The organism is Bacillus sp. FJAT-22090 (genome assembly GCF_001278755.1).
Lineage (GTDB): Bacteria > Bacillota > Bacilli > Bacillales_A > Planococcaceae > Psychrobacillus.
Window position 1 is genome coordinate 2,979,407 of record NZ_CP012601.1, and the last position, 18,333, is coordinate 2,997,739.

23 protein-coding genes and 1 riboswitch are annotated in these 18,333 nt (G+C 36.8%); of the genes, 9 read left to right on the forward strand and 14 right to left on the reverse strand.

Going from position 1 to position 18,333, the window contains the following annotated elements; all coding sequences use genetic code 11:
* Nucleotides 1-14: 14 nt before the first annotated feature.
* The 4 genes from AM499_RS14915 to AM499_RS14930 all read right to left on the reverse strand — a co-directional run bounded on the left by AM499_RS14915 (nt 15) and on the right by AM499_RS14930 (nt 5,265).
* A complete protein-coding gene (locus AM499_RS14915) occupies nt 15-2,300 on the reverse strand; it encodes a ribonucleoside-diphosphate reductase subunit alpha (protein ID WP_269432356.1) in 2,286 nt (761 codons plus the stop codon).
* Nucleotides 2,301-2,431: 131 nt separating this feature from the next.
* Nucleotides 2,432-2,610, reverse strand: a riboswitch (cobalamin riboswitch).
* Between the two features lie 127 nt (nt 2,611-2,737).
* Nucleotides 2,738-3,565 carry an undecaprenyl-diphosphate phosphatase gene (locus AM499_RS14920; protein ID WP_053590955.1) on the reverse strand — a complete coding sequence of 276 codons (828 nt, stop codon included), beginning with the start codon at nt 3,563-3,565 and terminating at the stop codon, nt 2,738-2,740.
* Between the two features lie 9 nt (nt 3,566-3,574).
* Nucleotides 3,575-4,177 (reverse strand): DedA family protein, encoded by a 603-nt coding sequence (locus AM499_RS14925; protein ID WP_053590956.1) that lies wholly within the window; start codon nt 4,175-4,177, stop codon nt 3,575-3,577.
* Entirely contained in the window at nt 4,177-5,265 is a 1,089-nt protein-coding gene (locus tag AM499_RS14930; protein ID WP_053590957.1) for a metallophosphoesterase, read from the reverse strand. The genes AM499_RS14925 and AM499_RS14930 overlap by 1 nt, the downstream gene beginning before the upstream one ends.
* Before the next feature lie 157 nt (nt 5,266-5,422).
* Here AM499_RS14930 and AM499_RS14935 point away from each other — a divergent pair, with 157 nt between their 5' ends.
* From AM499_RS14935 to AM499_RS14960, 6 genes are all read left to right on the forward strand, one after another.
* Complete coding sequence (locus tag AM499_RS14935; RefSeq protein ID WP_053590958.1) at nt 5,423-5,776, forward strand: lmo0954 family membrane protein; 354 nt, start codon at nt 5,423-5,425, stop codon at nt 5,774-5,776.
* Nucleotides 5,777-5,789: 13 nt separating this feature from the next.
* Nucleotides 5,790-6,428, forward strand: a complete 639-nt coding sequence (locus tag AM499_RS14940; RefSeq protein ID WP_053590959.1) for a PspA/IM30 family protein — start codon at nt 5,790-5,792, stop codon at nt 6,426-6,428.
* 259 nt (nt 6,429-6,687) lie between these two features.
* Nucleotides 6,688-7,389, forward strand: a complete 702-nt coding sequence (liaF, locus tag AM499_RS14945) for a cell wall-active antibiotics response protein LiaF (RefSeq protein WP_053590960.1) — start codon at nt 6,688-6,690, stop codon at nt 7,387-7,389.
* Entirely contained in the window at nt 7,386-8,474 is a 1,089-nt protein-coding gene (locus tag AM499_RS14950) for a sensor histidine kinase (protein WP_053590961.1), read from the forward strand. Before liaF ends, AM499_RS14950 begins: the two co-directional genes overlap by 4 nt.
* Nucleotides 8,449-9,090 carry a response regulator transcription factor gene (locus tag AM499_RS14955; protein ID WP_053590962.1) on the forward strand — a complete coding sequence of 214 codons (642 nt, stop codon included), beginning with the start codon at nt 8,449-8,451 and terminating at the stop codon, nt 9,088-9,090. The genes AM499_RS14950 and AM499_RS14955 overlap by 26 nt, the downstream gene beginning before the upstream one ends.
* Before the next feature lie 55 nt (nt 9,091-9,145).
* Nucleotides 9,146-9,421, forward strand: coding sequence for a hypothetical protein (locus AM499_RS14960; protein ID WP_053590963.1), 276 nt, complete (start codon nt 9,146-9,148; stop codon nt 9,419-9,421).
* A 48-nt stretch (nt 9,422-9,469) separates the two neighbouring features.
* Here the strand turns inward: AM499_RS14960 and AM499_RS14965 are convergent, their stop codons facing one another.
* A complete protein-coding gene (locus AM499_RS14965) occupies nt 9,470-9,979 on the reverse strand; it encodes a P-loop NTPase family protein (protein ID WP_053590964.1) in 510 nt (169 codons plus the stop codon).
* Between the two features lie 3 nt (nt 9,980-9,982).
* On the reverse strand, nt 9,983-10,447 hold the full coding sequence (locus tag AM499_RS14970; protein ID WP_053590965.1) for a DinB family protein: 465 nt from the start codon (nt 10,445-10,447) through the stop codon (nt 9,983-9,985).
* Nucleotides 10,448-10,601: 154 nt separating this feature from the next.
* Here AM499_RS14970 and AM499_RS22080 point away from each other — a divergent pair, with 154 nt between their 5' ends.
* Both AM499_RS22080 and AM499_RS14975 read left to right on the forward strand, forming a co-directional pair.
* The gene (locus tag AM499_RS22080) at nt 10,602-10,898 is read left to right on the forward strand and encodes a nuclease-related domain-containing protein (RefSeq protein WP_231687473.1); all 297 of its coding nucleotides are present in this window, start codon (nt 10,602-10,604) and stop codon (nt 10,896-10,898) included.
* A complete protein-coding gene (locus AM499_RS14975; RefSeq protein ID WP_231687474.1) occupies nt 10,858-11,517 on the forward strand; it encodes an NERD domain-containing protein in 660 nt (219 codons plus the stop codon). The genes AM499_RS22080 and AM499_RS14975 overlap by 41 nt, the downstream gene beginning before the upstream one ends.
* Here AM499_RS14975 and AM499_RS14980 read toward each other — a convergent pair.
* From AM499_RS14980 to AM499_RS15000, 6 genes are all read right to left on the reverse strand, one after another.
* Nucleotides 11,495-11,788 carry a hypothetical protein gene (locus AM499_RS14980; RefSeq protein ID WP_053590966.1) on the reverse strand — a complete coding sequence of 98 codons (294 nt, stop codon included), beginning with the start codon at nt 11,786-11,788 and terminating at the stop codon, nt 11,495-11,497. The genes AM499_RS14975 and AM499_RS14980 overlap by 23 nt on opposite strands.
* 22 nt (nt 11,789-11,810) lie before the next feature.
* Nucleotides 11,811-13,922 (reverse strand): sensor histidine kinase, encoded by a 2,112-nt coding sequence (locus tag AM499_RS14985; RefSeq protein ID WP_053590967.1) that lies wholly within the window; start codon nt 13,920-13,922, stop codon nt 11,811-11,813.
* The gene (locus AM499_RS21720) at nt 13,919-14,086 is read right to left on the reverse strand and encodes a hypothetical protein (RefSeq protein WP_156316807.1); all 168 of its coding nucleotides are present in this window, start codon (nt 14,084-14,086) and stop codon (nt 13,919-13,921) included. Before AM499_RS21720 ends, AM499_RS14985 begins: the two co-directional genes overlap by 4 nt.
* Entirely contained in the window at nt 14,064-14,756 is a 693-nt protein-coding gene (locus tag AM499_RS14990) for a response regulator transcription factor (RefSeq protein ID WP_053590968.1), read from the reverse strand. Before AM499_RS14990 ends, AM499_RS21720 begins: the two co-directional genes overlap by 23 nt.
* A 273-nt stretch (nt 14,757-15,029) precedes the next feature.
* Complete coding sequence (locus AM499_RS14995; RefSeq protein ID WP_053590969.1) at nt 15,030-15,398, reverse strand: VOC family protein; 369 nt, start codon at nt 15,396-15,398, stop codon at nt 15,030-15,032.
* Between the two features lie 57 nt (nt 15,399-15,455).
* A complete protein-coding gene (locus AM499_RS15000) occupies nt 15,456-15,797 on the reverse strand; it encodes a VOC family protein (RefSeq protein WP_053590970.1) in 342 nt (113 codons plus the stop codon).
* A 179-nt stretch (nt 15,798-15,976) separates the two neighbouring features.
* Here AM499_RS15000 and AM499_RS15005 point away from each other — a divergent pair, with 179 nt between their 5' ends.
* Nucleotides 15,977-16,669, forward strand: coding sequence for a BsuPI-related putative proteinase inhibitor (locus AM499_RS15005; RefSeq protein ID WP_053590971.1), 693 nt, complete (start codon nt 15,977-15,979; stop codon nt 16,667-16,669).
* Between the two features lie 53 nt (nt 16,670-16,722).
* On the opposite strand, the gene AM499_RS21435 is transcribed toward AM499_RS15005, so the two are convergent.
* Nucleotides 16,723-18,089, reverse strand: a protein-coding gene (locus AM499_RS21435) for an IS3 family transposase (protein WP_156316808.1) whose coding sequence is annotated in 2 segments (ribosomal slippage) — nt 16,723-17,591 and nt 17,591-18,089 — 1,368 coding nt in all. Because the reading frame shifts where the segments join, the coding sequence is not laid out codon by codon here.
* A gap of 111 nt (nt 18,090-18,200) precedes the next feature.
* On the reverse strand, nt 18,201-18,323 hold the full coding sequence (locus AM499_RS21875; RefSeq protein WP_197275562.1) for a YhfH family protein: 123 nt from the start codon (nt 18,321-18,323) through the stop codon (nt 18,201-18,203).
* Between the last annotated feature and the right edge of the window lie 10 nt (nt 18,324-18,333).

Below are 18,333 nucleotides of genomic sequence, written 5' to 3' on the forward strand. Positions count from 1 at the left end.
TTAACTTTTCCCCCTTAGCTTGAACAAGAATCACAATCGACTAGTTCTACTGAAGTTGATCGAACGTAATAAGTTGTTTTCAGCCCGCTATTCCATGCATCTAAGTGTAAATCAAGTAATTCTTTTGCTTTTATTGAGTTTTGAACATATAAATTTAACGAAACACCTTGGTCAATATGGCGTTGACGTGCAGCATTTTGTTTTAAAGTCCAGTGTTGATCAATAAAGTAAGCTGATTTATAAAACCACGTAGTCTCCGAATTTAAATCTGGTACAGTAACTGGAATTTTGTAATCTTTCTTCTCTTCGGAGTAAAACTTTTGAAAGATAGGATCTATACTCGCCGTGCTTCCTGCTAGAATTGAAGTGGATGAGTTAGGTGCAACTGCCATTAAATAGCCGTTTCGAATTCCATTTTCAGTGACTTCCTTACGCAGTTCATTCCATTCTTGTCCCTCGTATTGACGTTTTTCAAAATAGGCTCCAGTTTGCCAATCTGACCCTTCGAATAAAGGATAGGCCCCCTTCTCTTTCGCCAGTTCGGCAGAAGCTTGAATCGTTAAGAAAGCAACCTTTTCATAAAGTTTATCAGCAAATTCAACTGCTTCATCTGACTCCCAGCGGATACTATTTAGAGCAAGCAAATGATGCCAACCGAATGTACCAAGGCCAATTCCTCGATAACGAGCATTTGTACGTTGCGCTTGAGGTACCGGAATCATATTTAAATCAATTACATTATCGAGCATACGCACTTGGATCTTTATCAAACGCTCCAATACATTTTCTGGAACCGCTCGTCCTAGATTAATAGAAGATAAATTACAAACTACAAAATCCCCCGCTTTACGTTTTGTCACAATCACATCGTCTTCTAATTGAATGGACTCAAAAGAGGTAGCACTTTGATTTTGAAAAATTTCTGTACATAGATTACTGCTATAAACCATTCCTTCATGCTTGTTTGGGTTACTACGATTTACTTCATCTCGGTAAAACATAAATGGTACCCCTGTTTCCAACTGGGAACGCATAATACGTTTTATCAAGTCTATTGCTGGAACAGTTTCGCGTGATAATCGATAATCATTCACACATTCCTCGTATTTTTCTCGGAAAGAACCTTCGCCACGTTTCTCATCGTAGAAATCCTCTAGGGAATAGCCTTTTAATTGTCGTACTTCATGCGGGTCAAATAGGTGCCACTCTTCTCGTGCGTCTACTTTCTCCATAAATAAATCCGGTAAGCATACCCCTGTAAAGATATCGTGTGCACGAAGACGCTCATCTCCATTGTTCAAGCGTAAATCTAAAAATGTAAAAATGTCTTTATGCCAAACATCTAAGTAAACAGCAATCGCACCTTGACGCTGACCAAGCTGATCCACACTAACTGCCGTATTGTTTAATTGCTTAATCCATGGAAGTACACCACTAGATGCTCCTATAAAACCTCGAATAGACGACCCTCGACTTCGCACTTTCCCCATATATACTCCGATTCCGCCACCGAATTTAGAAAGGGTCGCTACGTCTGTGTTACTGTCGTATATCCCTTGAAGACTGTCATCAACCGTATCAATAAAACAGCTAGATAACTGTCCATGTGGCTTTCCAGCATTTGAAAGTGTTGGTGTTGCTACAGTCATATAAAGGTTACTCATTGCCCAATATGCTTCTTTTATTTTGCCAATTCTATTTTCTTTTTCTTCTTTCATTAGCGTCATTGCAATGATTAGCCAACGTTCTTGTGGAAGTTCAACAATTGATTTGTCAAAGTCCCTTGCGACATAACGATCGAGTAAAGTTTTAACACCAATATATGTAAATAAAAAATCTCTCTCTGGAACAATTATTTCTGCTAACTGTTGTAATTCATCAAACGAATAGGCTTCCGTCAAACGAATGTCGTAAATTCCATTAGCAGCTTGGAGTTGTACATTGCTAGCAAATTTACTGTAAACATTATTAGATGTTGTTTTTCTTTGACTAGCGACTTGTTCATATACATGTGCCAAATGAATGCGCGCCGCAACAAAAGTCCAATACGTTTCTTGTTCATCTAAAAAACTTAATGCTTCCAAAGACATCGACTTAGACCAAGCAGAGGTGGTACCCTCCGGATTCTTCTTCATCCATCTTTCATGTGATTTAATGAGTGGTGCCATATTGTCTTCTCCGAATTCTTTTACTAAATGGTGGAGTACCTCCTGTTTTTCTGTAAAGGTAATTGATGTCATTTTTATTTCCTCCTTGTTTTGATTATGGGTTCTGCTGGAGTGATAGTTGCTTAAGGACACAAAAAAGCGATGTCCCAAGCCTCTTCGGCTGAGTCATCGCTCACATTAAAAAAGTAGGAAACAACAAGACATCTAAAAATTAATTGAGATAGAGTCCTTCGCCCCCACCTCTCAACCCCCGAAGAAAGTGTTGCTTCACCGATGAAAAGGCAGGTCTACTGGCTCATGCTTCACCCTCCTGTCGACCTTCCCACGATTTCTCGCAGTGGCTATTTCAACAGTCGTCCACACTTACAGTTGCGGGGACAGCTTCGGCATTTCACCGAATTCCCTTTTAAACCATAAAGGTACCTAATTATCGTTCAAATACTATATGTTGTGTTATATTCACTTATATACCCTATCATATTGTGTTTAAACTTGTACATAGGAATAAAGTACGTGTCTTTCTTTAGTCATAATAAAAGGGCAGACAATTCAAAATGTCTGCCCTTTTATTACATAAATACGATAACTGCTAAAATTGCTGCTATCACTAAACGATAGATTGCAAATGGCATTAATTTGATGCGAGAAATTAGTTTTAAGAAAAATTTGATGGAAATTAGCGCAAATACAAATGCACTGATAAAGCCTGCTGCATAAAAGCCCATATCCCCCATATTAATCTCTTCCCAATTTTTTACCACAGACACTAGACTTGCCCCTGCCATAATTGGAACAGCCATGATGAATGTAAAATCTGCTGCTGTTTTATGATCCATCCCAAACAGTACCCCACCGGAAATAGTTGCACCTGAGCGAGAGAATCCTGGCCATAAAGACAGACATTGTACTAATCCCACTTTAAATGCCTTAGCATACGTAATTTGATCCAAGCTATTGATAGACGGTTTTTTCGGACCAAATTTATCCGCAATAATCATAAAAATAGAACCTGCAACTAGACTGTATATAACTGTTTCTACGCCAAATAAATTTTCATCAATAAAATCTTCTAATAATACTCCTAATACTCCTGCAGGAATTATACCAACGATTACATGTAGTAAATTAAAACGCTTGCTCGAATTTTCGCTTTCTATCTTATATAATCCTACTAAACTAAATAATCGTTTCCACATAACAACCACTACAGCTAAAATAGAACCAAGCTGAACGACAATTTTAAATGTATTCGCAGAATACTGACCTAAAAATTCTTCCGTTTTCAACCACATATCATCAACAATAATCATATGCCCTGTAGAAGAAACAGGAGCAAACTCTGTCATACCCTCAACAAACCCTAATATAATCGCTTTTAATAATTCTAGAAATTCCATAAGATCTCCTTAGTCACGTTTTTTAAAATACCAAACAAGAAATGCAATACCTACTATCGCTAAGATAATATACACTATGTTCGAGTAGATATCCATATACCCTACTATTTCATCCCAATTCTCTCCGACTGCTGCTCCTATTGATACTAACACTGTGTTCCATATCAAAGTTCCTAATGTCGTAAACCAGAGGAATAAGCCAAACTTCATATTAGACATCCCTGCTGGAATGGATATTAAACTTCTAACAAGTGGCACGAGTCTACCGAAAAAGACTGCCCAAACACCATATTTATCAAACCATGCATCTGCTTTATGAATGTCTTTAATAGTCAGTCTTAAAATTTTTCCGTACTTCTGTACAATCTTCTCTAAACGTTCTACGTCTAAAAGTGAGCCAATCCAATATAAAAGAGCTGCTCCAACAACGGACCCTGAAGTAGATGCAATAATAATTCCAAGCTTTGTCATTGTTGTTGTTGTAGTCATAAACCCACCGAGCGTTAAAATCACCTCTGATGGGATTGGAGGGAAGATATTTTCAATTAATATTAAGAAAAATACACCAAAATAACCGTACTGACTAAGCCAGTCCGAAATCCATGCTTCCATTATTTGTTCACGTCCTCTAGCTTAATGTTTACTGCCCATAATTCCGATTGACTACCTAAGCGAATAGGCGGACCCCAAAATCCAAAACCGGATGATACAATCGCATGCAAGCTTCCTTTTTGTTTATACCCATAATCTAGCTCAAATACCTTTCTCGTAATAAGATGATTTGGCCACATTTGTCCTCTATGCGTATGACCTGAAACATGAAAATCTACCCCTTCCGTTTCAGGTATCAATAAATTCGAAGGTGTATGATCCATAACAAACCAAGGAAGATTATCTTTTTCGGGACGTAATTCAGAAAGCTGCTTTCTTTCTCTATTCGTCAAATCTTCTCTACCAGTTAAATAGAACGATTCTGCCAACACAATAGTTTCATCTAACAACATATGTACATTAGACGCTTCCATTTCTTCTACTAATAGAGGAATTTTCTTACCATAGTATTCATGATTGCCGAGTACCCCATATACACCATACGTAGAAGTTAGCTGCTTCATCACTTCTGACATACCTTTTTTTACAAACCAAATAGGATCGTCATCAACTAAATCACCAACTAGTAAGATTAAATCAGGCTGCTCTTCGTTTGCTTTTTTCACAAACCTTTTTAAATGCGCCTTATTGGATAATAAACCAAGATGGAAATCGGAAGCAACTACTACTTTAAGCTTGTCCAACTTGGAATCCTTTTTGGGTAATTTAATAGATAGCTCACGAACAACTGGTGTAAATGCATTGAATGTACCAAACGCAAAAATGAAAACAAATAAGAATAAGATTATCCAACCAATTAATTTTACCTGCTCTGGATATACCCAAGTTAAAATTGTTCCAATCGGAAAAAGAATTAGCCCATACTCCATAATTATCATCCAGTAGGATCCCGCAATACTAAATAGCCGCAAGCTATGATTGATTCTACCAATAAGAAACCCATAAGCAATAAGTACCCAGACTATACCGAAATACCACTTATTTATAGGAAAGAATGTTTCTAACCAGCTAGAAACTACCCATCCAAAATAAAACACTATAGCAGAATACAGGAGAATAGCTATTACAGCACCAGTAATTCTTTTCATATTCAGTTCTCCAATTTATGTATTTTCCATTAGTATAGCAGATTATGTCTTAGTATTACTAAGTCTCCAGACCGATATGAAAATCATATTCTAGCCCGTTTGGATAAGTTAGCGGAATTGATAAGCTATAAATACAAACGAGAGGAGGAACAATCACATGAAAAAATTTGGTTTATTAGTACTTGGTATTATCGCAGGGGTTGTAGCAGTTGCAAACTTAGGGAGTTTATTAGGTTTAGCAGTTTCTGCTTTGATCGTCTACGCAGGGATACATTTTTACCTTAAAAGCGATTCTACGTTTTTGAAAATCTTTTGGGCAAGTGTAGGAATCGTAGGATTACTTTCGGCAGTTGCAAACGTGCCTGGTTTCTTCGGAATTTTAGCAATCGTAGGTGTTTGGTACGTTATTAAAAAATGGAATAACGAACCCGTTAGCTTTTCAGCACCAGCTGTAAAATCTGATGACCCATTTGTAAATTTCGAAAAACAATGGAACGAACTTTCAAAATAAGGAGGAAAATAACATGACATCATTATTAAAAAGATTGAAATACTCGGTAGAGGCTGACTTACACAAGTTGTTTGATAAAAAAGAGGAAAAAAATCCAATTGCAATGTTGAATCAATATATTCGTGAAGCGGAAAAACAAACAGAGCAAACAGGTAAATGGTTAGAACGCCAAGGAAAATTAAAACAAGAACTTGAAAAAGAACTTGCAGAAACATTGCAAATGGTTGAAAAACGTAAGCATCAAGTAGAGCTAGCTACAGCAAGCGGCGAGGAAGACTTAGCTGCTTTTGCTCAAGCCGAATTAAATGCATATAGCGAAAGAACTTCCGTTTTACAAAATAGCATTCAACAAACAACGGAAGAGCTTTTCGGTTTAGAACGTAAATACGAAGAAATGAAACATAAAATTAAAGATATGAAGGTTCGTCAATTACAATTGATGGGCAAAGAAAACGTAACCCGCGCTCATCATCAAATGGATCGCATTCTACAACCAGAACAAAAAGAAAAAAACTTTGGCACGTTCCAAGAAATGGAACAATACATTGAACGACTTGGTCAAAAGATAGAAAAGGAACATGAAATAACTTCTATGGAACACCGTCTTGAAATGTTAGAAAAAAATGCACAATCCAAGACAGAAATTGTGTAAACTATAAGAAAAGCGTAAGGCGCAGTTTAGTGGCGACAGAGTATCTCTGCGACGAGCTTCGCGCAGAAACAAGCAAATGACAATTTCCGAGGGGGCAGTTCTTCAGCCACTGGAGGAAATTGTCATTTGACCTCGAGCGGCTGGTGCCTGGAGATTAGACAATTACTTTGTAGAATAGTTTTACTTTCTTGTTTAATATATAAGAGGGGAAGAAATCTTCTCCTCTTATCTCACTATGCGAAGAAGGAGGAATACTCAAATGAAAGAAAATCAAACAAACAAGCTTGCTTTTATCCTCATTTGCTTTGTTTTTCTAATGTTTATTGAAGCAACAATTTTTGGAAATGGCAGCATTGTATTAGTCCTTCTTGGCATTGGGATGATTTATTTTAGCTTACGCAAACGAACTCGTTTTTTATTTTGGACGGGGTTTATCCTAATATTAATTTCTATTTTTTCTATGTGGAGTTTAAGGCTATTACTCATGGCTATTATGGCATATATACTGTATAAGCTCTGGAAAAATGAACCGATTCAACAAGTGATTCGACCATTCGATACGGTGTATAAAGAAACACCAAACAGTGTGATACAAAATAAGCTTTTTTCTTCGCAAACAACTCCTTTTAATGCCTATGAATGGCAAGATGTACATGTACAAGGCTTTTACGGAGAGCATGTTATTGATGTGACACAAACAGTTCTACCAAAGGGTACTTCCTTTATTTCCATACGCCAGTCGCTTGGAAAAGTTACCATTTATGTACCTTATGAAGTTCCAGTGAGACTCCATTACGCAACTATTATCGGAGAGGCGAATATATTTGGTCGAGGGCTTCAACGTTTGTGGAATCAATCGGTCGTATTAAAAGATGGTTATCAAGAGGATGTTAGCTATGCTTCTGAACTTGTCGTTACTGTATCGACATGGATTGGGGATATTGAGGTGATCCGTAAATGAAAATACTTTTGGGTCAAGGCTTTTCCCTCTTTATTATATTAATGGCTTTAGCAGCATTATTACTCTATGCACTGTGGGGCTGGCCAAACGATAATGCATGGTGGTCATTGCTTGAGACTACTTACGCAGAAGTACCATTAGGTGCTTGGATTATTATCATACTAGCGTTTATGAGTTTTAGTTTTTCTTTGAATACTCTTCAAAAGGTTCGTGACCAGGAAAAGAAAATAGAATCTAGCTTGAGACCTTTATTAGAAGCAGAAACGTCCCTACCAAACAATAAAAAGTTCGCATATTCGAAAAGATTACATGTCACAACCAATCAATTAGAGCAGCTCATATTGACCCAGCGGAAAACCTTGCAGCGTATTACAAATGAAAAAGCAGAAGCACAAGATAAGCTTATTCAGGAACGAATCGTACAAGAAAGACAACGCTTGGCTAGGGAGCTGCATGATTCGGTTTCACAACAATTATTTGCAGCGTCTATGCTTCTTTCAACGATGGTGGAAATAGAGGAGTCGCAGAATGGGGAAGCTCCTAAAAATTTATTGCAAACAGAAAAAATTGTTCAACAAGCTCAGTTAGAAATGCGTGCCTTACTGCTCCACCTCCGTCCAGCAGCACTACACGATAAAACGCTTAAGCAAGGAATGGAAGAACTATTACTAGAGCTCCAACAGAAAGTTTTTTTTACCATTCGATATCGCTTAGAAGAGGTCTCATTACCAAAAGGCGCAGAGGACCATTTATTTCGAATTGCACAGGAAACCTTATCCAATACGTTACGACATGCAAAGGCTACGGAAGTCGATATTTTATTCGTAGAACGTGACAATCTAGCAATTTTTCGAGTGCAAGATAATGGCGTTGGCTTTGAGATGGCGGATGCTAAAACAGGCTCATATGGCTTAGAGAATGTCAAAGAAAGAGCTGTTGAAATTGGTGCTACTTGCAAAGTTGTTTCCGTTCCGTCGCAAGGAACAATTGTCGAAGTGAAGCTTCCAATCGAGAAAAACTTAGAGCTAGTTGGAACAGTGAAGAGAGAGGAGCATAAAGATGATTCGAATATTGTTAGCGGATGACCATGAAATGGTTCGTATTGGTGTGTCTGCTTATTTACAGGCTCAGCCCGATATGGAAGTGGTAGCAGAAGCTACGAACGGTCAAGAAGCTGTTGATATGGCTCTTGCGCATAAACCGGATATTATATTAATGGATATGGTTATGCCTATCTTGAATGGTGCCGAAGCTACACGTGAGATTGTGCGACAATGGCCGGAAGCAAAAGTAATGGTTGTTACGAGCTTTATCGATGATGATAAAGTGTATCCAGCACTTGAAGCAGGAGCCATCAGCTATTTGTTAAAGACTTCCAAAGCATCTCACATAGCTGAATCTATTCGCAAAACGTTAAACGGTGATGCAGTATTAGAGCCAGAAGTGACAAACAAAATGATGAAGCGAATGCGCCAAGGTTCCGAACAAGCACTGCACAAAGACTTAACAGATCGAGAACTCGAAGTTTTACTGCTTATGGCAGAAGGCAAAACAAATCAAGACATAGCTGACTCTCTCTATATTGCATTGAAAACAGCAAAAACACATGTGAGCAATATTTTATCGAAGCTTGAAGTAAGTGATCGAACACAAGCAGTCATTTATGCATTCGAGCATCAACTCGTGAAATCCAAAAAATAACGTATGCGAGTTTTTTATCATATGCTAATGGAAAGACGGAGTAAAGGATGTTTGTGTGTATATTCCTGAAGATCCAAATAACGAAAATGAAATCCCAACTAGCACCACTGTTGAATTTATTGGGACTGTCGTTCTCACACTAGGGTATGTAATCGTAGCTATTGCCGAAGGTATTGCTTTATCAGAACTGGCTCAAGCTAAAGAGAAAGAAGAACAAGAAGCTAAATTAGTGAACCTAGCTAGCCAAGAACAAAAGGAGCAGCTTTCCGACATACAGAGTAAGTTAGACTATCTAGTAAATGAAATAGAAATGTTAAAGAAAAAGGGATAACCAATAGGTATCTCCTTTTTACATGGAAAGAGGATAATGCTAATTCCATCATCCTCTTTCTAATTGGTTCAACCAGCCCTCTACTTCTTTATCTGATTGAAGCCAATGCACTTTCTTCTCATATTTATTAAATTTTACTAGAAACGCTGGTTTCATTTCATTTTCAAAGTATTTATTCCACTTGAACATCCGACGAAAAATGGTAAATGTCGGGTGGTAGTTTGCTTTTTCTATTTTAAGTAATTGACGTATAAATCGAAGTACGATGCGCCTTCTTCTTATCCTAAATGGAATATCTAAAAAAACGATTTGATCTGCCGCTTGTAAGCCTTCATCGGTCCAATCGATATGGACGCCCTCTATCACCCAAGCGTCTCGATGAATCACCTCTAGCAGCAAATGATCCCGAACTTCCGGTTCATTTCGTATATCACCGGTTAGTTGTCGTGTCCACACAAAATTATCCGTTTCAAAATGTGTTACTTGAAGCTTGCAGGCTACTTTTCGAGCTAGTGTTGTTTTACCACTACCAACGGATCCTATAATATATATTTTCATCCCTCACTCCGTCGTTGCACGGTTCAAAGCGTGAATAATTCCAGCATGCACTCCTTCATGCCAAATCATAAATTGCATAAGTGCATCCACCGTATCCATTTGATGTAGATTGCCAATAGACATGGGTTCTACTAATTGGTTATGTAAATTAGGTTCAATTACTGCCTTTATTCGATCGGATTGTAGCTTTAATGCATTCATTAGTTCTTCCATCGTTGGAGGCTCGGTATCCCATTCATCTGGGTTAGTTCCTGGAACAAAGAGAGGTAACCATTCTGGATGTAAGATTTCGTAAGATGGAATTGCTTTTTGCGTGAGCACTTCCCCATTCACATAAATATGGCCGACATTCCATCGAATCGTATTGTTAAATCCACTTGGTTTTATGTCCCAAGCACTCTCTTTACTCTGTTTGATTCTCCCCAATGTATAAATTCTTGTAAAATTCAATTGATTTAGTGTTTCCATTCTCCTGTTCAACCCCTTTTTTCAGACTATTGTATCTTTTACTGTGATATTACTAGAAAAATGGTACTTTCAATGCATTACTTACTAAACATAAGGAGGGTTTTCTATAGATATACCACGAAATCTACCTAAAACAGTCGCTATATACAAGCGCATGCTTCGGCGACTCCCTATAAACCACCCTACTTGCCTTGAAATTGAAAATAAAATTAGAGCAATTGAAGCTGGTTATGCTGGAGAGTCGTACGTTGACAATTTCTTAAAACAAGTAAACTTCCCCAAACATTACGCTATTTTAAAGGACCTCCATATCCCAATTAGCCCGCATAATTATCTACAGGTAGACACGCTTATCCTCACAAGAAAATACATCGCTGTTTTGGAAATAAAAAAATATACGGGGCAAATTGTTGTTCCAAAAAAATCCCGACCAGTTAATTCGTGTTCTTGACGAAGAATCTACAGCTTTTAAATGTCCGGAGCAACAAATAAAACGACACGTCAATAACTTGCAAACCCTATTAAATTCTTTAAAGATAGATATACCTATTAAAAGCCTTATTGTTCTCGCTTACTCTAAAACACATGTCGTACTTCCTCCAAAAGATACGACCATTGTAATGGGTTGTGATATATCTGAATACATCAACAATTATAATCAATATTCAGATATCATTTCTACAACTAAATTCCATCAACTTCTAAATAGCCTACTCTCTAAATCTACTGAGTTCACCCCTAAACCTATAGCTCAAACTTATCCACTAGAACTCTCGCAAATAAAAACGGGATTGTTTTGTCCAAAATGCTTTAATAAAATTAATAACACTAGCACGTGTCCAACATGTAAAACTTCTAAAATAATTATGCAAACCCAAGCAATAGAAGACTGGTTTTACCTTGTCAAAAATACTATTACTAACCGTGAATGTGTCTATTTCTTAGAACTCAAAGACAAATTCGCAGCCAACTATCTATTAAAAAAACTTAATCTTCACCCGGTTAATGATTTTAAATCTAAATACTATATTTTACAGAGACTCGAAGTCATGGGGGCCAACAGCCGCTAAAGTAAGCTGTTTTTCCAACTAAATGTGCCAAGATTCCAACTAAAGTATCCATTTTTCCAACTAAACACTCCAAAATTCCAACTAAATCTATGTGGCTAGCAAAAACCGCTCCTGCACCTAGAGAATCTAACGAAAATCGCCCGATTTCTTCGCGGAAAATGAACTTTCCAACTAAATGCGCTAAGATTCCAACTAAAGCATCCATTTTTCCAACTAAACACTCCAAAATTCCAACTAAATCTATGTGGCTAACAAAAAACGAGAAACCCATCTCTGGATTTCTCGTTTTACCATTATATCGCTGCTATAGTAACGGTAACTTTAAATAAGTCGCCATCTACTTCCATTCGTAAACTACCACCATGTAAATCCACAATAGACTGGGCAATGGCTAGCCCAAGACCTGATCCGTCTGTGTGGCGTGATGTGTCTGCTCGCTTGAATCTCTCCGTTAATTCAGATACGTCGTTACCTAATTCATACTTTGCAATATTCTTGATAACAAAGACTGCTTCTCCGTCTACCTGGTCTAAATTGATATAAACACGTGTTTTTGGAAGGGCGTACTTTAACGTATTGATGATTAAGTTATCAAGTACTCTCCACCATTTTTGACCATCCACATACGACATTATTGGCTTTGTACCGATTGCTACTCGATAATCTAACTCTGACTTATCTATTTCTTCCTGATGTTCTGCGATCGCCTGTTGTAGCAACTGAGTTAAATCGACTTTTTGTTTCACTAATTCTATATTACCGGTAGCCATTTTTGATACTTCAAATAAATCCTCAATCAATGTCTTCAAACGCATTGATTTTTTATCCAAAATCGCAATATAGGATGCTCGCTCTTCATCCGTTATGCTTGGATTCTTCAACAAGTCTGTATAGGTTATAATTGAAGTTAATGGAGTTCTCAAATCATGACTTACATTTGTAATTAGCTCTGTTTTGAGTCTTTCACTTTTTGCTTGTTCCGAATGAGAAGACTTTATTCGATCCCGAAGCTGATTTAGATTAGCCGCATGATGTGCAACTGGTGATTTCCCTTTTACTTCTAATTCTCCTCGAAGAACTCCCTTTGCCATTTCCTCTGTTTTTACGATGACACGGTTTAAATAGGACATTCTCGATAATAAAAACACTAGTACTGGTATCCCAATTAATATTGTTGCAGGAACCCAGATAAGAATAGCCTCTGGCATTGGAAACAACATCATTGTCCCGAATCCCCAGAAAAATATTACGATTAGCATGATTAATGTTTGAACCGCAATTGTTCGATTTAAGAAAAATCCTTCTAGTGATCTTCCCCAGCTAAAAATTAAACTTTGTTTCCAATCAACATGACCAATTCCAGCACGTAGCCATGTCCATTGATACAATGTACATGCTGTAAAAATTATTGCAATTATAGGTGCCAGAATAATAAGATCGTATCCTTTGTAATATAAAACGTACTGTATTATTTCTCTCGCAGACAAAATTGCCACATAAATACTTATGAAGAATAATGCGAGTCTAACATCAATTGGATACTTATTATACTTTTGCTCGGCTTTCTCATATCTAAAATTCTTGCTGTTTCTTTTCCATAATAAAACAAATGCAATTGCTGCCAATACTCCTACTACTAGTACTCCATAAAAGATTCGTTGATTAACTATAAAATATTTATATTCATCTTCTCTGCTACCACTTAAAATACTTGCTTCCGAAATAGCGACTGTTCCTTCAAATCGAGCAAATTTATTTCCTATTAAGTTAGTCACATCCCATGATAGTTCTCCGCTTTGAAATATAACATTTTCTTTTAAATACCCATTTTTACTTGAGTACAATTTTGTAAAGGCATTTTTTGAATTTACTTCCCCATTAGTAAAACGTTCACCTGTCTCTATATTTTTCAAGTCATAAATATAGTCATCGTTTGTATTTAAGAAATTATTTTTTTCTCTTTCAATTGTTCGAAAGTATTCTTCAATCTTTTCTTCTTTTTCTATAAGGATTTTCTTTTCAACATAAGCATTATCCTCGAAGTTTTTCGTAATATCTGCCATTTTTTTATTACGCTCTTCAATTGATTCTTCATCAGTTCTTCCTTCATATTGAAATCTAATAGAGTCTAATTGTTCTTGTAGACCTCCATACCGATACCGATATTCTTCTATTTCATCTCTTGTCACAGTAATATTTTTCATTACATCCTCTTTATCCGGAACCGCTAAAACTAACGGAACAATAGAGGATTGAAAACTTTCTAATTCCACTTGAAAGCTATCACTATCAAAATAATTTTTACCTATATAATTTTGTCCCTCATCTACTACTGTAAAAAGTCCGCAAATCATTATAACTGCCAAAATACTAATGATTATATTTTTCATTATAGGATGTTTCATTCAGCTACTCCCCCTTTCATCGATCGGATAATTTCGATAAAGCTTTCCTTAATTTCAAAAATAGGAACAAGATTGGTTATACAATAAGATAAACAGAGCACTCCACATATAATTGCAACCATGGATAAAAGTAAATTCACTTTACTTGTCGATTTTATAGCCAACGCCCCACACCACCTTCAAGTACCTCGGATTTTTAGGATCTGCTTCTATTTTTTCTCGAATTTTACGAATATGTACCGCTACAATGTTTTCCGCGTTGTAAGCAGGTTCATTCCAGACTCTTTCATATATTTCATTAATGGAATAAACGCGACCTGCATTGGTCATGAGCAACTCTGTTATTTTGAACTCTATTGGCGTAAGCTTTACGGTTTCCCCATCTACACTAAGTTCCTTTGCCTCTTGGTTTAACATAAGCCCATCAATTTCAATCACAGATTGCTGCCCTTGATAGGTTCCTAGCTTTGTATAACGTCTTAGCTGTGACTTTACCCTTGCTACAAGCTCCATTGGATGGAAAGGCTTTGTCACATAATCATCCGCTCCAACCGATAAACCGTGGATCTTATCGGAATCCTCTGCTTTCGCACTTAACATAATGATTGGGATATTTTTTTGTTCTCTTATTTTAAAGGTCGCTGCAATTCCGTCCATTTTAGGCATCATAATATCTAACACAATGACGTGAACTTCATTTTCTTCTATTAATTGAAGAGCCTCTAATCCATCCGCAGCTTTTAACACGTTATACCCTTCATTTTTTAGGTAAATTTCGATTCCATCTCGAATATCCTGGTCATCATCTGTTACTAAAACAGTAAACTGGGTCATCTTCTTGCCTCCTCACATCTCTTTCTTATGTTTCTTATTGTAACCTTGATTTCTTAACATTCCATTAGTATAAATCTGAAGAAATTCTTAAGAAACTATAATATTTCTTAGTGTGCGCATCTATTTTATTTAGAAAAAGGTAAATCCATAAGAAATTAGCTGAAATTAAACGCAAAAAAACTGTCCAAAATAACGGACAGCTTTTTCATCGATAATCCCATTCGAATTACCTGCATAGGTCTGAAAATGATTTTAGCGCCTCTTTGAAAGTAACTATTCTTTAAAATAACATACCTCTAAATCATTTCCTTCTAAATCCTGAAATTTGAACCATTTAACGTCTTTATCTTCAATTATCGGTTCAACATTTACATCGTTCTGCACTAAATATTGATACGCTTGCTCGATCTCAGAAGTATAAAAGTTGAAAGAAATATGATTGTTTTTTCTCACAGGCTTCTCGTTGTTGTTTGTTCGAACTAACGTAAGAAGTGTTTCACCAATGTCTAAAGCAGCATATCCACCTTTATCATCTTTCCATCTAAGCTTAAACCCTAACACATCACCGTACCATTTGATCGCTTGCTCAAAATCACTTACTTGTAAAAATACAGTATCAATTCTCTTAAATATAGAAGACATCTCTTATCCCACTTTCCACTTTTTTTTAGGAAGCAATTTGTCCACGGTTTATTTTTTTTAAATTAAACCAAACCCCAGACCGACAGGATCTACCAAGTAGGCAAGGTAAAATTCATCGAATTCCATTTTATCCCTCACAATTACTGCACCATTATTTTTAGATTTAGCTATGTACTCATCAATTGATTCCACTTCAATTTGAATACGAGTGCCATGAGGATAATCATATGCTCCTTTACCGATTCCTCCGTTAATTCCTGAGTTAACATCCATTCTAGTCGTAACTGCCCAATAGTCCCAATGTGGTTCAGCAACTTCCCAACCAAAAACTTCCGAATAAAATTCTGCTGCTTTTTTAGGATCTTGACTATTTAGTTCGAATCCAATTACTCTCCCCATTCCTATTCCCTTCTTCCAAATATATTTTGTACATTAAAATAATCATTCTATATATTTCATAAATATCATGCCTCGTCATATTAGATGGTTAGGATGTTCCTATTCGAAAACAAAAAAGCTACAACTAGTGTAACTTTCTGCCTTAAAAATGGTCTAATTTTTAAACAGGAGGTGTCAAAATGAATAAATTAAAAAGAATCCCTTGGTTATTTTTATTAGCTGTAACCCTATTTACATTAGCAAGTTGCGGTACGAGTGATGTAGACTCCTCGACAGGTAGCCAAGAGTACAAAATATCTACTCAGCTTAACGTGTTAGCTGATGGAGAGGCTTCCTTCATCATCATAAATGGTGCAGAAAAAGAAGCTGTTCTAACTATGTCAAGTGGGCAACAAATTGAATTTCAGCTATTAAATGAAGCAAAGGAAGTAATATACACTTATTCCGCAAATAAAATGTTTGTACAAGAGATCCAGGAGAAGAAGCTACAGCCGGGTGAAAAGTTGGCCATACCCTTAAATCTTCAAGAAGAGCTTGCAGGAGTTCCTGCCGGTTCTTATAAATTGATTGTTTGGTCTACAGCAGATGGATTAGAAAACCTTAAGGTCGAGACTAATTATGAATGGGCTGGAGAGTCTATAAGTGGAGCAACCGGGAAATTAGTAGTGGAATCACAAGAAGTCACTTATGTCGGACAAATTGATCTTCATTCTATTGAAGTGAAAAATCTTGATGGAGCAACAGAAGCTATGCGACTCTCTGAAGTTGCCATTCCTTTCTTTGAAGGATTAGAGGAAGGTAAGCAAATACTTGTTGAATATGTAGTAGAAAATGAACAAAAGGTGATTCAATTTACTCGTCTAGTAGAGTAAGAATATGAAAAGCCCTATCCTCTGAACTGACCCAATAAAGTTAGACAAATAATTTAGGCAGCTTCTAAGATCTGTGTTCGGTATTCTACCGGGCTCAGATCTTTTAATTTTGCCTTCATTCGCTTGTGATTATAATAATCCATATATTCTTCTAATTCCTTTTCAAAATGCGCCATGCTCTCAAACTCTTGTAAATAAAGCAGTTCAGACTTTAATAGACCAAAGAAATTTTCAATGACTGCGTTATCTAAACAGTTCCCTTTACGAGACATACTCTGTGTAATTTGATGTGCTTGTAATGTCTGTTGATATTTTTTCATTTGATAATGCCAGCCTTGATCGGAATGAAGGATGACTTCGTCTCCTGGCTGGAGGCGCTGAACAGCTTCGTCTAACATATCTCCTACAAGTTGGTAGACCGGTCGATTCATGACTTTATATGCGATAATTTCTCCATTACACAAATCAAGAACAGGTGACAGATAACGTTTTTCTCCAAATAGATGGAATTCAGTCACGTCTGTTACCCATTTTTGATTCATTTTCTCTGCCTTAAAATCACGTTGTAGTACATTAGGAGCGATTTTCCCAACGTTTCCTTTATAAGAGCGATACTTCTTCATACGGACCTCACATTTTAAACCAATTTCATTCATCAAGCGGTTGATGGTCTTCGGGTCATGAGTAAAACCGTATTTCTGCAGTTCTTTCGCGATGCGACGGTAACCATAACGACCCTTATGTTCGTGATAAATGATCTTAATGGCTTCTTTTCCCGCTTCATATTTATCGACTTGATCCAATCGTTTTTCCCAGTAGTAATAAGTACTGCGTGGAATGTCAGCGACCTCAACTAAATCCACGACCTCATATTGTCCCTTTAGTTCAAAAATTACTTGCGCTTTGATTTTGTTTGTAATTTTTCCTGCGTCTGAACTAAAGCGTTTAACTTTTTTAAATAAGCATTTTCCATTTCTAAACGCTCGACTTTCGCTTGCAGAGCTTCGACTGAGTCTTCTGCTGGAGTGGATGTTGGTGATATAATTTTCTTCGTTTGTTTTTTCATGGATGGACGCCCCTTTTTCTTTGGTTCAAGCGCGTCCATTCCTTTTGTCTTAAGCAACTGTTCCCACTTATACACGGTACTAGGGGAAGAAATATTAAATGTGCTTGCGGTTTCTCGAAGAGACGCACCAGTTTTGATCATAAAATTGAGTACGTCTAGTTTAAACGCTGATGAGTAACTTGTATAGTCGTCTTTCTGAAAACCATGTTCACCTTGTGCTTCAAATAGTTTTACCCAAGTAATGACTTGAGATTTAGCTGCGCCAATGCTTTCTGCAATAGTTTTATAGCTTTGGTTTCCAGTTAAATAGCGTTCCACCGCTTCTAATTTAACTTCTACTGTATATTTAGACATAAAAACACCCCGTAAATGTTAGTTGATGTCTAACATTTACGGGGCAGTTCACTCTTTAGAAAGAAAGATAGGGCTATTTGTGTTGCGGTTTCCATTGTCTATGTGTCTAAGTTATTCTTCGTTCGTGCCGATGCAGCGTTCACATTCATATAAGGATGATTCTACTTGCTCATGAATAACACATCCACATTCGCGACAATGTTTTGTATTTGCTTCTTGTTTTTTTATTTTCATGCAAATCACC